Annotated in this window: 11 protein-coding genes and 1 tRNA gene; 7 read left to right on the top strand and 5 right to left on the bottom strand. The window is 66.2% G+C overall.

The window, feature by feature from the left end; genetic code table 11:
* Positions 1 to 47 precede the first annotated feature (47 nt).
* From HNP60_RS05600 to HNP60_RS05590, 3 genes are all read right to left on the bottom strand, one after another.
* Positions 48 to 1,352 (bottom strand): MFS transporter, encoded by a 1,305-nt coding sequence (locus HNP60_RS05600; protein ID WP_014075537.1) that lies wholly within the window; start codon positions 1,350 to 1,352, stop codon positions 48 to 50.
* A gap of 187 nt (positions 1,353 to 1,539) precedes the next feature.
* Positions 1,540 to 3,600 (bottom strand): nuclear transport factor 2 family protein, encoded by a 2,061-nt coding sequence (locus HNP60_RS05595; RefSeq protein ID WP_338056692.1) that lies wholly within the window; start codon positions 3,598 to 3,600, stop codon positions 1,540 to 1,542.
* A 142-nt stretch (positions 3,601 to 3,742) separates the two neighbouring features.
* Positions 3,743 to 4,702, bottom strand: coding sequence for an alpha/beta hydrolase (locus HNP60_RS05590; protein WP_184151211.1), 960 nt, complete (start codon positions 4,700 to 4,702; stop codon positions 3,743 to 3,745).
* 117 nt (positions 4,703 to 4,819) lie between these two features.
* On the opposite strand from HNP60_RS05590, the gene HNP60_RS05585 reads away from it, so the two are divergent.
* A tRNA-Gly gene (locus HNP60_RS05585) sits at positions 4,820 to 4,893 on the top strand.
* Positions 4,894 to 5,067: 174 nt separating this feature from the next.
* A complete protein-coding gene (locus HNP60_RS05580) occupies positions 5,068 to 6,309 on the top strand; it encodes an MFS transporter (RefSeq protein ID WP_184151208.1) in 1,242 nt (413 codons plus the stop codon).
* A 75-nt stretch (positions 6,310 to 6,384) separates the two neighbouring features.
* Here the strand turns inward: HNP60_RS05580 and HNP60_RS05575 are convergent, their stop codons facing one another.
* Both HNP60_RS05575 and HNP60_RS05570 read right to left on the bottom strand, forming a co-directional pair.
* Positions 6,385 to 6,741, bottom strand: a complete 357-nt coding sequence (locus HNP60_RS05575) for a hypothetical protein (RefSeq protein WP_184151205.1) — start codon at positions 6,739 to 6,741, stop codon at positions 6,385 to 6,387.
* A 495-nt stretch (positions 6,742 to 7,236) separates the two neighbouring features.
* Entirely contained in the window at positions 7,237 to 7,992 is a 756-nt protein-coding gene (locus tag HNP60_RS05570) for a competence/damage-inducible protein A (protein WP_184151202.1), read from the bottom strand.
* Between the two features lie 224 nt (positions 7,993 to 8,216).
* Between HNP60_RS05570 and map the strand changes: the two genes are divergently transcribed.
* The 5 genes from map (at position 8,217) to HNP60_RS05545 (ending at position 14,524) form a co-directional block, all read left to right on the top strand.
* Positions 8,217 to 9,041 (top strand): type I methionyl aminopeptidase, encoded by an 825-nt coding sequence (gene map, locus HNP60_RS05565; protein WP_184151199.1) that lies wholly within the window; start codon positions 8,217 to 8,219, stop codon positions 9,039 to 9,041.
* A 363-nt stretch (positions 9,042 to 9,404) separates the two neighbouring features.
* Entirely contained in the window at positions 9,405 to 9,743 is a 339-nt protein-coding gene (locus tag HNP60_RS05560) for a P-II family nitrogen regulator (RefSeq protein WP_014075530.1), read from the top strand.
* A 47-nt stretch (positions 9,744 to 9,790) separates the two neighbouring features.
* Positions 9,791 to 11,203, top strand: coding sequence for a type I glutamate--ammonia ligase (glnA, locus tag HNP60_RS05555; protein WP_014075529.1), 1,413 nt, complete (start codon positions 9,791 to 9,793; stop codon positions 11,201 to 11,203).
* Between the two features lie 303 nt (positions 11,204 to 11,506).
* Positions 11,507 to 12,934 carry an aldehyde dehydrogenase family protein gene (locus HNP60_RS05550; protein WP_014075528.1) on the top strand — a complete coding sequence of 476 codons (1,428 nt, stop codon included), beginning with the start codon at positions 11,507 to 11,509 and terminating at the stop codon, positions 12,932 to 12,934.
* A gap of 237 nt (positions 12,935 to 13,171) precedes the next feature.
* Positions 13,172 to 14,524, top strand: a complete 1,353-nt coding sequence (locus HNP60_RS05545; protein ID WP_184215117.1) for an MATE family efflux transporter — start codon at positions 13,172 to 13,174, stop codon at positions 14,522 to 14,524.
* Positions 14,525 to 14,578 lie beyond the last annotated feature (54 nt).

The following is a 14,578-nucleotide window of genomic DNA, read 5'->3' as shown; positions in this document are numbered from 1 at the left end:
CTTCGCGCCTTCCCTTCCCGACGCCCCGCAACGAACGGGCCTGCCGCTCAGCTCTTCGCGACGGCGGGAGGCGCGGCAGGAGCGCCGGCCTCGTCTCCATCCAGATCGTCCAGCCCGTGCAATTGCCGCCCCGCCGTCTCGGGCAGGAAGAAAGTCGCCGTCATCGCACAGGCAATGCCGACGATGCCGAAAATGGCCATGGCGGCGCTCAGCACCATCGTCTGCGAGGCCAGTGCCACCGCCATGATGAACAGCGCCGCTGCCGCCCGGCCGAAATTATAGGCGAAGGCCTGCCCCGAGCCGCGCAGCTCGGTGGGGAACAGCTCGGTGAAATAGGGTCCGAACGAGGCATACATGCCGAACTGGAAGAAGCCGTAGATCAGCCCGGTCGGGATGAGCAGGATGACCGAGCCGCCCAGCGGCGCGAACAGGTAAATGGACGAGGTGATGATGAAGCCCGCGCCGAACAGGCGGAACACGCCCCGGCGCCCGAGCATGTCACTGAGATAGGCATTGGTGAGGAAGCCGAAGAAGCCGCCCAGCGAATTGAACATGACGCACAGGCCCGCCATCGAGATGGACAGGCCCCGCTCCATGCTGAGGAACGGCGTCAGATAATTGCTCACCGAATAAGCCGCGCCCTGCGTGCCGAGCGAGAGCAGCGAGGCCAGCAGCGTGATCCGCAGCACCTTCGGGCGGAAGATGCTGGCGAGGCTCATCGTCTGCCCGCTTTCCTTCGCTTTCTGCACCGCCTGGCGGAACATCTCGCTATCGTCCGAACCCTTGCGCACGAAGAAGATGAGCATGGCCGGCAGGATGCCGATCCAGAAGACGATGCGCCAGCCGAGGTCGGGATCGAACAGCGCCGCGAACGGCCCGGCGAGCAAGGCGGCAATGCCCGAGCCGATGGCCGCACCGCTGTGCACCGTGCCCAGCGCCTTGCCGCGGTGCTTCGGCGAAATCAGCTCGCCCAGCAGCACTGCGCCCACCGCCCATTCGGCACCGAAGCCCAGCCCCTGCAGCACGCGGATGACGAGCAGTTGCTCATAGGTCTGCGCGAAGCCGGACGCGAAGGAGAAGACCGAGAACCACAGGATCGTGAGGCGCAGCACGCGCGCGCGCCCATAACGATCGCACAGCCAGCCGCCGACCCAGCCGCCGAGCGCGGCGGCGAAATAATTCGCGCTGGCGATGGCGCCCGCCTGCGCCAGCGTCATGCCGAGCGCGACGATGAGCAGCGGGATCATATATTGATAGACCAGCGCGTCCGCCGTATCCATGGCCCAGCCGGCACTGCACGTCCAGAAGACGCGCCGCGTCTTCTTGTCGGCCTCCTTGTACCAGGTCATCATGATCGTGTGCGCCCCCTCCGGCTATTCTGTCTGGCCACTCGTCGCGCGGTCCGCGAGAGGCGCGCGACAAGTGGCCCGGTTTTCGATGCGGACCATGGCCCGTGTGTGCGCCGCGCGCCAGCCCGGCCGCTTGCTTGGACCGGCACCAGAAGTTGCCCGCTCGTGACCGGGGCGTGTCGCGCCTGTGCTATTTTACCTCCACCCCGTCGACGGAGGGGCCGGTCGGCGGCATCTGGTAGCCATGGCTGGTCATGCGCGCGGCAGGGAGCATTCCGCAGGGCACGCAATCGGGCCAGTAGCGTTCCGGCGTGCGGCCGCTCACCAGATTGCGGTAATTGAACCACATCGGCAGGATGCCCGGCCACTCGATCGTCTCGCCGGTGCCACCACGAAAGCCCGCTTCCCGCTCGCCAAGCTCGGTCAGCAGGATGTCCGGCGGATATTTGGCGATCAGCGCGCTCGGCGGCGGGCGGCGACCGGGCGGGCCGGCCTTCACGCCGTTCCAGCCGTCCTTCCAGGTCTTCATCGAGAAATAGGGCTCGTCGATGGTGAGGCTCCACAGCCGCCACACATCCCCCTCCAGCACGAGCTGGTCGTTGGGATACATGCCGTTCGAGAAGACCGCGCCGTAGAAGCCGCCATTCACCTCCTTGCCGGTGCGCGGCTGGAACAGGCGGGTGCGCAGGTTTGCCGAGCGGCCATCCTGCGAGACGAGGATCACCGGCTGCGTGCGCCAGTGATAGGAAATGCCGGGCCGGGTCTGCGGCGTGGGGCCCCAGGTGGCGTTGACCGCGCCCATGATCCTGTCCCGCCCCAGATAATAGCCGGCGAACGGCGACTGCTTGTTGCCTTTCTCCGCGAAGATCGCGCCCATCTCGTCCCACATGAAATCGTCGATGTAGAAGCCATAAGCCGAGGAGACGTTCTCGGCGGCATCGAAGGCGAGCGAGCGGGAAAGGCGGCGCTTCGCGTCCGCATAGCGCGCGGAGCCCGGACCGGCGGGCAAGGCCTGCGGTGCCGGCGCAGCGCCGGTGAGCGGTCCTGACGCAGCGGCCGCCCCGGGCAGCGACACCGCCTTGCCCGTCACCGGATGCGGCGAGAGGAAGGCCGGCAGGGCTGCGGGGCGGAGCGTGCCGCCATCCCCCCAGCCGCGCGCATAATCCGCGGCCATCAGCGGGAAGAGCCGCAGCTCGCGGAGCTTCCAGATGCCATCTTCCTTCACGAAGCGATTGCGGAAGATGGTGATCGACCACCCGGCCATATCCCGGCTCTGGCTGCCGAGCATGCCGAGCTCGATGCCGCGGCTATAGGCTTCCGTGCCGCCGGGCATGACCTCGACGAGCGTGCCGAACAGCGGGCGGTCATTGAGTTCCCCGGCGCTCAGCCCCGCCGGCCCCATGCGTTCCAGGGCGCGGCGAATGCCGTCCTTCCCCTCGTGGCGCCCTTCCCCGGCGATCTCGACCACGCCGCCCTCGGCGAAGAGGTCGACCACATCGTCCCACATGCGCCGGTCGACATAATAGCCATAGCTGTGCTGGAGATTGCGGACCGCATCCTCGTCGTTCAGTGCGGCGATGCGGCGTTCCAGTCCCGCCAGCGTCTCGCCCGAGCGCGGCGGCGCACCGGCTGCCGGTGGGATGGGCCGGCCGGTCTGCTCCGGTGTGATGTGATAGGGGACGATCGGCAGATCCGCCCCGCCGATGTTGGTCCACCCGGTCGCGTAGTCCCCCTCGAACTGCGGATGATAATGGGCGAGCGCGATCTTCCAGACCCCGTTCTCGCGCACATAGTCATTCTCGTAGACGCCGCTTTCCAGCCGTGCCGCGCCCTTGCCATCCCCCGTGAGGGAGAGGCTCATCCAGCGCGACTGGATGGTCCGCCCGTCCGCCGACATGGACAGCAGCGGTTCGTCGATCAGCTCGGTGTGGAGCGCGCCCGGCGGAAGCCCATCCTGCCCGCCGCCGCGCGCCTTCAGCCAGTCACGGATCGCCCCCCTGCCCTGCACCGCGTCCGTGCCCCGGACGAGCCGGCCGCTTTCGGAGAAAAGATCGGCCGCCGCCTGCCACTGGCCGAGCTGGACATATTGGGCATAGAGCCGCTGCAGATCCTTGATCGCGCGGATCGCCTCGACCCTGTCCACGTCCCGCGCCAGCGCATCGATCTCGGCGCGGGTCTGCGCGGGCAGCGGCGCGGCCGGTGCGCTCGCCAGCAGCGCGGCGGCGAGCAGGCGCACGGCTCCTCTGGTCACTCTTCCTCTCCCGTTCGTTCGTTTCACGAAACCGGTGGACGATCGACCGGATGCGCGCGCCTGGCAATGGCCGAACGCCTGATCGTCGGGCGCCATGAAGAATTAGCGCCGCCTGAGGCAAGTGGCGAAGGCGCCCCGGCGATCAGCCCGGCGAGACGGCGCGGACGAAATCCGAGACCAGCGGCCCCAGCGCATCATGCGCGGTGCCGATGGCGAGGACCGGCGAGAGATGATTATGCCCGGGCAGCCAGTGGAACCGGGGCATGTCGCCCCGCGCCCGGCCGAACGCGCCGATCATCAGCGCCGCCTGCCGGCGGAAATCGATCGCGTCATATTCCGACACGGCGAAGCAGAGCGGCACCGTCGTCTTCACCAGGCCGGGGATGGTGGAGAAATCGCCGTAGCGCTCGATATCCAGGCCATAATAAGCGAGCTGATAGGGATTGGGCGAGGACAAGGCGGGATCATAAGTGCCCGAGACAAGCATCGCGCCGGCCACGCCCGGCCCACTGGCGGGCTGGACGCCCGTCAGGGAAAGATATGTCGCGATGTGAGTCGCCCCGGCCGACTGCCCCATGAGAAAGATCCGGCGCGGATCGCCGCCATGCTCCGCGACCTTATCGCGCAGGCAGGCGACCGCGCGCGCCACATCCTCGGCGCCGGAAGGCCACATATTGTCCGGCGCGAGGCGATAGTTCATCGTGGCGCCGACCCAGCCCCGCGCGGCCGCCCATGTCCCGACATTGTCGTAGAAAGGCAGGCCGCCCAGGCACTTGTCGCCCATCACATAGCCGCCGCCATGCACGAACAGGAGGACCGGCGCGCCTTCCAGGCCGGCACGCGCGAACAGGTCGAGCCGGTGGCGGGCATCCGGGCCATAAGGCAAGTCGCGAATGACGAGCGGCTGCTCTTCAGGAGGAGAAAGGGCCGCCGCGAGGCGCTGCTGGGTCTGCTCGATGAGCCCATATGTCAGTTCGCAACCCAGCGACTTCAGCAATGCGCGCGTTTCCGCCTGCATGTATTTCCCCCAACCCACGCGATGGACATGCGGCCCGTGATTTCCCCCGCCCATCCCCTGACGCAGGAAATCGGGGACAAACATGCCCGACCGCCCCACCTTGGCGGCATCGGTCCCGCGGAGCAAGCAACGCAGTTACAGGACAAGCAAATCATTGACCGCGCCCGCATGGCTGTGGCAATCGCGCCGGACAGCCCGAGCGCGGGTGTAGCTCAATGGTAGAGCAGCAGCTTCCCAAGCTGACGACGGGGGTTCGATTCCCCTCACCCGCTCCAGCTTAATTCCCTTCCCTCCGAAACCCTTCAGCGCACACAATGTCCGCGCGTCGCCTTGCCGCGCCCTTCCCCGCCCCTCAAGTTGACTTTGCCCATTTCACCCGGCATGGCCGGTGCGGGCAGGCAGGGGACCGACCGCGGGGGACGGGCGCAATGCCCGGGTGCGGACGGTCAATGGCAGCCAGCGGCAAGCGACAATCCATCTGGTTCGTGCTCGTCACGATCTTCATCGATGCGATGGGCTATGGCCTGGCCGGGCCGGTGCTCCCGCGCCTCATCATGAATGTGGGCGATGTGGACATCAGCGCCGCGATCCGCTTCGCCGGCTGGATGACGGCTTCCTATGCCGTCGTGCAGTTCCTGATGGGGCCCGTGATCGGCAACCTCTCGGACCGGTTCGGGCGGCGGCCGGTGCTACTCATCGCGCTCACCGGTCTGGTGCTCAATTTCCTGCTGCTCTCGGTGGCGCAGAGCCTGCCGGTGCTGTTCGTCGCGCAGATGCTGGGCGGCATGTTCGGCGGCACGATCGGCACCTGCCAGGCCGCCATCGCGGACATGACCGCAAAGGAGGACCGCGCGCATAATTTCAGCCTGGTCGGCGCCGCCTTCGGCCTCGGCTTCGTCGTTGGCCCTGCGATCGGCGGGCTGCTGGGCGAATATGGCGAGCGCATGCCGTTCATCGCGGCGGCGGTGCTGACCTTCGTCAACCTGCTCTACGGCGTGTTCGTCTTCCCGGACACGCTCCGGCCGGAGAACCGGCGCCCCTTCGAATGGCGGCGGGCCAATGCGCTGGGCGCCTGGCGCTCGATGCGCGCGATGCCGGGCATGACCGCGGCGATCCTCATCGTCGCTCTGTGGTACATCGCCGGGGCGGTCTATCCGCTGACCTGGCCCTATTACGGCATTGCCCGCTTCGATTGGTCGAACGGAATGATCGGCGCCTCGCTGGCGACGGTCGGCGCCATCACCGCGCTGAGCCAGACGGTGCTCACCGGCCGCCTCGTGCGGCGCTACGGCGAGCGTGGCGCGGCGATCATCGGCATGACCGGCGGGATCGCGACATTCCTAGCTTATGCCTTCGTGACGCAGGGCTGGATGGCCTTCGCCATCATGATCGGCTTTGTGCCCCAGTCGATGGTGGGCCCGGCACTGATGGCGATCCTCGCCAATCGGGCCGGGGCGGATGCGCAGGGCGAAGTGCAGGGCATGGCCGCCATGGCGCAGGGGATGGGCGGCATTGTCGCGCCGCTGCTCATCAATCCAACCATGGCCTATTTCACCTCGCCCGCCGCGCCCTTCCAGTTCGCGGGCGCCGGCTTCATCGTGGCGAGCCTCTTCGCGGTGGCGGCGCTGGGGCGGCTGCTGACACTCCCGAACCCGCGACGCGCCCGGGCGCTGGATGCACGCACGGGCTGAGCCGAGCATGACCGGGGAGCCCGGGCGCTTTGGGTCTGCGGACGGCGGGAGCCAGGTCCGCAGACCCGGGCACCGTCAGGATCCCACGGTAACGGTGCCGTAGCGGTAACCGCGCTTGGCCATCTCCTTCACATAGCGGCCGCGATTATGAGAGAGTTCGTGGCGATACTCGTCCCACGCATCGCGCAGGTCCTCGGTATCGCTGGCGCGCCGCAGGTCGCTGGTCAGTTCCTTGCGCGCCTCGTTGATGTCGGTGCGATAATTGAACCAGAAGCGGTTCTCGATCCCGGCGATGGGCGTCGCGATGACTTGACGCTCCTCCTGCCGGGCCATCCGCTCCTCGTCCAGAACGACGGACGTGCGCACAGTGGCGGTCGCAGCCGCGGCCATGCCCAGGGATGCGAGGGGGAGGATGATCGCTTTGATGTTCATCGTTGGTCTCCTTCCGGGCGAGGCCTTTGCGAGCCCCGCTCCGGTGCAGAAACGAACGAAGGGCGGATTCACATCCCGGAAAATTATCGCCGGTGCGCCGAAAAGCTGGCGCCGGCCTGAGCACCAATATTCATGAATTATATGAGATTATCGATACAACATATTGTATTATCTTGCACAAGAAGCGAGCGTGTTGCCGGCGGAGGGATCGCCGGAGGTGCGCGGCATACTCGCCGAAACGTGGCATTCCAGCGATCCCGGCTGAGGTCGAATGTCTCATTCCGGAACAATGGCCCGCGCGCTTCGGGGCTAACGGGGAACGCCAGGGCTGATCGACATTGTCCTACGGACGCCTTCGGCTCCAGATGATGGCGTGACGAAAATGGTGATCTTTCGGGAGCCGGAGCGCAGCGTATTGAAGGTACGTGAGCACCGGAAGCCCGGGAAAGCGCCATTTGCAGGCCGCCAACGCTGGATGTCGATTAGCCCTGAAGCTCAGATGCCGCCTTCCTCAACGGCATAGCCGGCCGCCGCAAGGGCAGCGACGAGCGCATCCACGCAAGCGTCCATTCGCGCCTGCTCCGTCGCGCGCACCACGAAATTGGCGCCGACCTTGCCCTCGCGAAAGAAGGGATAGCTGCCGATCTGGCATCCCTCATGCGCCTTCTCGACCGCGCCAAGGAGGTCCGCGATCTCGCTTTCCGGCACCCAGCAGCCGACAGTATGGGACAGCAGCGGCGCCCCGCCCTCGAGCTGGCCGGTCAGCCGGTCCAGCATGCCCGCCGTGATGTGGGGCACGCCCGCCATGATGAAGAGATTGCCGACGCGGATGCCGGGCGCACCGGAATAGCTGTTGGGAATGAGCTCCGCGCCTTCCGGCACGCGCGCCATGCGCAGCCGCGCCGCGCTGAGCCCGCCGCGCGAGGCATAATAGGCCTCGAGGATGGCGCGCGCTTCCGGATGGATGACCACCGGCACGCCGAGCGCGGCGGCGATCGCGTCGACTGTAATGTCGTCATGCGTGGGGCCGATCCCGCCCGTGGTGAACAGATAGTCGTTGCGGGCGCGCAGCGTGTTCACGGCCTCGCAGATCGCGCCTTCGTCATCGCCCACGATGCGCACTTCCCGCAGGCGGATGCCCTGGACGTTGAGCCAGGTGGCGATCTGCGCCACGTTCCTGTCCTGCGTGCGCCCGGAGAGAATCTCGTCGCCGATCACCACCAGCGCCGCCGTCCATATCCGCCCGCTCATGCGCCTGCTCCCCTGCGCGACGCCGTCAGCGAGAGGCGGCGCGCATCGATCATCCGGTCCGGTGCGTTCATGGCGCCTGCTTACGCCCCGGCACCGCGCGCGCCAAGCCGTGCATGCCCCGCTACGTCGTTTTTTGGCCTGTTTGATGGTCGTGCCCGCCACTGCGGCGCGCCTCGTCGCGAATGCCCCTCGCCACCTGCGCGCGGAATGCCTATATTCCCCGCATGACGACTTATGTGACACCGACGGCGGACATCGCCAATGTCCGCACTTCCGCCATCAAGCTGCACGGACCGGACGCTTTCGAGGGGATGCGCAAGGCCGGCCGGCTGGCCGCCGAGCTGCTCGACGCCGTGGAGCCGCTCGTGCGCCCGGGCGTGCGCACGAGCGAGATCGACGATTTCGTGCGCGAGAAGACGCTGGCGGCCGGCGCCGTACCCGCGACGCTCGGTTATCATGGCTATCAGTACAGCTGCTGCATCAGCCTCAACAATGTGATTTGCCACGGCATGCCCGGCGACCGCGTGCTGCGCGATGGCGACATCCTCAACATCGACGTGACACCGCTGTTGGATGGCTGGCACGGGGATACGAGCCGCATGTACCTGGTCGGCGACGTGCCGATCAAGGCGCGCCGCCTCGTCGATGTCACTTATGAATGCCTGATGCTCGGCATCGAGCAGGCGAAGCCGGGCAAGTATCTGGGCGACATCGGCCATGTCATCCAGACCCACGCGGAGAAGCACCGCTACGGCGTGGTCCGGGATTTCTGCGGCCATGGCCTCGGCCGCGTCTTCCATGACGCGCCGGAAGTGGTCCATGTCGGCCGCCCCGGCACGGGCCCGGAGCTGCGGCCCGGGATGATCTTCACCATCGAGCCGATGATCAATGCCGGCAAGCCCGCCGTGAAGATGCTCGACGATGGCTGGACCGCCGTGACGCGGGACCGCTCGCTCTCCGCCCAGTTCGAGCACAGCATCGGCATCACCGAGGATGGCTGCGAGATCTTTACGCTGAGCCCCGGCGGCCTGCACAAGCCGCCTTACTGAGCCGGAGGCCGCCGCCTGCCACGGCGGCGACACGCCGGCCGCAACCGCCCCTTGCCGCTTCCCCGAAGCCTGCACGCACGCGCGCGCCGGGCCACCCCGCGTGCCACCCGACATGCCCGAATCCGCGCGTTTCGACCTGCTCATTTTTTAGGCAGGAGCGCCAGAAAATGCCTGATATCCGTGCAATATCGACATTCGCGATCAAAGCCGCCAATGCTTCTCTGGTGATTCGCGAGCCGGCGCTGTAGCGTTCAGCCCGTGCGCGGTCGTGCGCGTCGGTCGACCCGTCGGGGGTGCGGATCGAAGGCGGCGGAACGGGTTTTCCCGCCGCGCTTCACGCGAAGCATAAGGGGTGCGTTGGACATGAAGAAGGTCGAAGCGATCATCAAGCCGTTCAAGCTCGATGATGTGAAGGAAGCGCTGCACGAGGTCGGTGTTTCCGGAATCACCGTGACCGAGGCCAAGGGCTTCGGCCGGCAGAAGGGCCATACGGAGCTGTATCGCGGCGCCGAATATGTCGTCGATTTTCTTCCCAAGGTGAAGCTCGAGGTCGTCGTCGAGGACGGGATCGTGGACCGCGTGGTCGAGGCGATCTCCGGCGCGGCGCGCACCGGGCGCATCGGGGACGGCAAGATCTTCGTCATGCCCGTCGAGAAGGCCGTGCGCATCCGCACCGGTGAACTCGACGAAGCCGCCATCTGATTTTCCGACACAGCCGCAACACTCACGACAAGAGAAGGACCGTCGCCATGGCCAACACGCCCAAAGACATTCTCAAGATGATCGAGGAGAAGGAGATCGAGTGGGTCGATCTGCGCTTCACCGATCCGAAGGGCAAGTGGCAGCACTTGACCATGTGCTCCGGCGTCCTCGGCGAGGATGAGCTCGAAGAGGGCCTGATGTTCGACGGCAGCTCCATCGAGGGCTGGAAGGCGATCAACGAGTCGGACATGATCCTCAAGCCCGACCTCGACGCCGTCTATGTCGATCCGTTCAGCGCGACGCCGATGCTGATCCTGTTCTGCAACATCGTCGAGCCCTCCACCGGCGAGCTCTACGGCCGCGACCCGCGCTCGACCGCCGTGCGCGCCGAGGCCTATGTGAAGGCCGCCGGCTTCGGCGACACCGTCTATGTCGGCCCGGAAGCCGAGTTCTTCATGTTCGACGACGTCCGCTTCAACAATGACTACAACGAGTCCTACTACAAGATCGACGATGTCGAGCTGCCGACCAACACTGGCAAGGAGTATGAAGGCGGCAACCTCGGCCACCGTCCGCGCGCCAAGGGTGGCTATTTCCCCGTCGCGCCCGTCGATCCCTGCACGGACATCCGCGCCGAGATGGTCACCACCATGCTGGAAATGGGCCTCCCCTGCGACAAGCACCACCATGAGGTGGCAGCCGCGCAGCACGAGCTGGGCCTCACCTTCGGCACGCTGGTCCAGACCGCCGACCGCATGCAGATCTACAAATATGTCGTGATGATGGTCGCCCAGGCCTATGGCAAGACGGCGACCTTCATGCCCAAGCCGATCGCGCAGGACAACGGCTCGGGCATGCACACTCACATCTCGATCTGGGAAGGCAAGGAGCCCAAGTTCGCGGGCAATGGCTATGCCGGCCTGTCCGACATGTGCCTCTACTTCATCGGCGGCGTCATCAAGCACGCCAAGGCCCTCAATGCCTTCACCAACCCGACCACCAACAGCTACAAGCGGCTGGTGCCGGGCTTCGAGGCGCCCGTGCTGCTCGCTTATTCGGCGCGCAACCGCTCGGCTTCCTGCCGCATCCCCTACGGGTCCGGCGCCAAGTCCAAGCGCGTCGAGTTCCGCTTCCCGGACGCGATGGCCAACCCCTATCTCTGCTACGCCGCGCTGCTGATGGCCGGCCTCGACGGCATCGAGAACAAGATCCATCCCGGCGAGGCGATGGACAAGAATCTCTATGACCTGCCGCCCGAGGAACTGGCCGAAGTCCCCACCGTCTGCGGATCGCTGCGCGAGGCGCTCAACAGCCTGGAAGCCGACTACGAGTTCCTGCTCAAGGGCGACGTGTTCAGCAAGGACCAGATCGAGGCCTATATCGAGCTGAAGTGGCCCGAGGTCTACCGCTGGGAAATGGCGCCCAGCCCGGTCGAGTTCGACATGTATTACAGCGCCTGATCAGACAGGCGAGAATGCTGCATGGGGGGCTCCGGCGTTCGCGCCGGGGCCCTTTTCTTTTGGTGCACGCCGACGGGCAGGCCTGCCTTCGCATGGGTCCAGATCGGCGAGCAGCCGCCGCCGACGGCCCCCTGTGGAGCGCACCAATATGAGTGCGGCCTAGCGGACCAGTGACGTGTGGGATAAATCAGACAAAATCATCTTATGGCCACCGAGATGTCGAATTGATGGCGCTTGTCTGTTGCGATTGCCTTCCTCTCCATTATGTAGGCGATGCATACAAAGTCATCCAGGAGCGGAACCGTGCAGTATAGCTACCTCAAGCATTATATCGGCGGCCAGTGGGTCGAGAGCGAAGGCGGAACCCCGCACAAGGTCATCAATCCGGCGACCGAAGAGCCGTGCACGGAAGTGACGCTGGGCAGCAAGGCAGACGTCGACAAGGCCGTGAAGGCCGCGCGTGCCGCGTTCGAGGCGAATTACGGCATGTCCAAGGACGACCGGATCGCCATGCTCGGCCGTATCGTCGCCGAATATCAGAAGCGCGTGCCGGACATCGCCCGCGCGATCAGCACCGAGATGGGCTGCCCGATCTCGACCTCGTCCACCGCGCAGGCCGGATCCGGCCTTGGCCATCTGGGCTCGACCATCGAGGCGCTCAAGGGCTTCGAGGAGCAGGAATCCACCGGCAAGAACAGGGTCATCTTCGAGCCGATCGGCGTCGTGGCGCTCATCACGCCGTGGAACTGGCCGATGAACCAGATCGTCGCCAAGGTGGCGCCCGCGCTCGCCGCCGGCAACGCCGTGATCCTCAAGCCCTCCGAAGAGACGCCGGCCAGCGCCGCCATCTTCGCCGAAGTGCTGGACGCCGCCGGCGTGCCCGCCGGCCTGTTCAATCTCGTCCAGGGCGATGGCCCGACCGTCGGCCAGGCCCTTGCCGAACATCCCGACGTGGACATGGTGAGCTTCACGGGCTCCACCCGGGCCGGCATCATGGTGGCCAAGGCCGCGGCGGATACGGTGAAGCGCGTTCACCAGGAACTGGGCGGCAAATCGCCCTTCATCGTGCTGCCCGGCACCCCGCTCGATCTCGCGCTACCGGCCGGCGCGGGCGGCGTGCTGCTGAACTCCGGCCAGAGCTGCGTCGCGCCGACACGCTGGCTGGTGCACGAGAGCCAGTATGACGAAGCGGTGGCCAAGCTGGCGGACCTGTTCGGCGAGAAGCCGGTGGGTGATCCGCTGAGCGAAGGCCCGCATATCGGCCCGGTGGTCAACAAGAGCCAGTATGAGAAGATCGAAGGCCTGATCCAGAAAGGCATCGACGAAGGCGCCACGGTCGCAACCGGGGGCCTGGGCAAGCCGGAAGGCCACGAGAAGGGCTATTATGTGAAGCCCACCGTGCTCGCCAACGTGACCAACGACATGACGCCCGCGCGCGAGGAGATCTTCGGCCCGGTCATCGTCGTCATCAAGTACAAGGATGTCGACGAGGCCGTGAAGATCGCCAACGACACGCCTTATGGACTGGGCGCCTATATTGCGGGCAACCCGGCGGAAGCATCGAAGATCGTGCCCCGCATCCGCGCGGGCAGCGTGTTCGTCAATTCCGGCGGGCTCGACTTCAACTCGCCCTTCGGCGGTTACAAGCAGTCCGGCAACGGTCGCGAGTTCGGCAAGTTCGGCCTCGAGGAATTCATGGAGAAGAAGGCGGTCATCGGCGAACTCGCCTGATCGTCCTTCGCACGGGATCGTGAAACGGAAAGGCTCCGGCGCAGGCCGGGGCCTTTTCCATGCCGGGATGATATGCCGCGATCCGCGCGATCCGGAAAGCGCAGAACGGCGCGGCGGTTGACAAAGTCCGGCAGGGCCGTGAGGGCGGACTGGCCGTCCCGCCATCCGATCGGGCGCGCAGGGGGAGACGCGGCCATGGCAAGAGCGACGGGGGCTAAAGCGAGAGCCGGCATCACGATGACCGAGGGCCCCCTGCCCCGCATCCTACTGCGCGTCGCGCTGCCGATCACCATCACCAATCTCGCCCAGGCCAGCTTCGATATCGTCAATGCCGTCTGGGTCGGCCGGCTCGGCGAGGCCGCCATCGCGGCGATCACGGCCAGCGGACCGCTCTTCTTCGTGCTGATCTCGCTCGGCTCGGGCCTCTCGACGGCCGGGGCCGTGCTGATCGCGCAGAATGCGGGCGCGAAGCGGTTCGACCGGCTCGACCATGTCGCCGCGCAGACGCTGCTGATGGTGGGGCTGATGGCGCTCGCCTTCACGCTGGCAGGCGCCGCCACTGTCGGGCCGCTGCTGAGGCTCATCGGCGTGGAACCGGCGATCCATGATCTCGCCGCGGATTATCTCGCGATCCGCTATGTCGGCATGGTGCCGATGTTCGGCTTCATGGCGCTGCAGGCCATGCTGCAGGCAGTGGGCGAAGTGCGCTTCGCCATGCGGGTGCAGATCGGCAGCGTCATCGCCAATGCCCTGCTCGATCCGCTGCTGATCTTCGGCATCGGGCCGTTCCCGGAGATGGGGGTGCCCGGTGCCGCGCTGGCGACCGTGATCGCCCAGATCGGCGCGCTGCTCGTGCTGCTGCATCACCTGCTTTCCGGGCGCTCGTCACTGCATTTGCGCGGACACCATTTCCGGCCGGACCCCGCCCATATCCGCCTCGCCCTCAGCCTGGGCCTGCCCGCTTCCATCGAGCAGGCGATCCGCACCTTCAGTTCGCTGCTGCTCATGGCGCTGGCCGCCAGCTTCGGCACGCTGGGGCTCGCGGCCTATGGCGTGGGCTCGCGGCCGCTCCATTTCTGGTTCACGCCGATGATCGGCCTGTCGATCGCCACGGCGGCAGTCGTCGGCCAGAATATCGGGGCCGGCCTCACCGCGCGGGCAGAGGAAGCCGCGCGCCTCTCCGCCTGGCTGGGCTTTGCGGGCATGACGCTCGTCGGCCTCGCGCACCTGCCGTTCGTCCCGACCATGATGACGGCGCTGGCACCGGGCGAACCGGACGTGATCGCAAGCGCCTCCACCTTCGCCTATATCTATTTTCCGTTCCTCGGCGTGCTCACCGTGCCGCAGGCGCTGCTCGGCGCCTTCCGCGGCGCGGGCAGCCCCAGCCATTCCATGCTGATCTCGATCGTCATGCAGTGGATGTTCCAGATGCCGGCAGCCTATCTCATCGCCTTCGGCACGGACTGGGGTATCCTCGGCATCTGGTGGAGCTACCCCATCGCCAATGCCGCCGCAGCTTTGCTCTGCCTCTACTGGTTCCGCCACGGCAGCTGGCGCCACCGGCTGACCACGGTATCCACGGAGAAATGACACAACGCAATTATATCGATAATCAATAATTGATTTATCGATAAACAGATATAT

The sequence above is a fragment of the Sphingobium lignivorans genome, from assembly GCF_014203955.1.
Lineage (GTDB): Bacteria > Pseudomonadota > Alphaproteobacteria > Sphingomonadales > Sphingomonadaceae > Sphingobium > Sphingobium lignivorans.
This window is presented reverse-complemented; position numbering and strand designations above follow the sequence as displayed.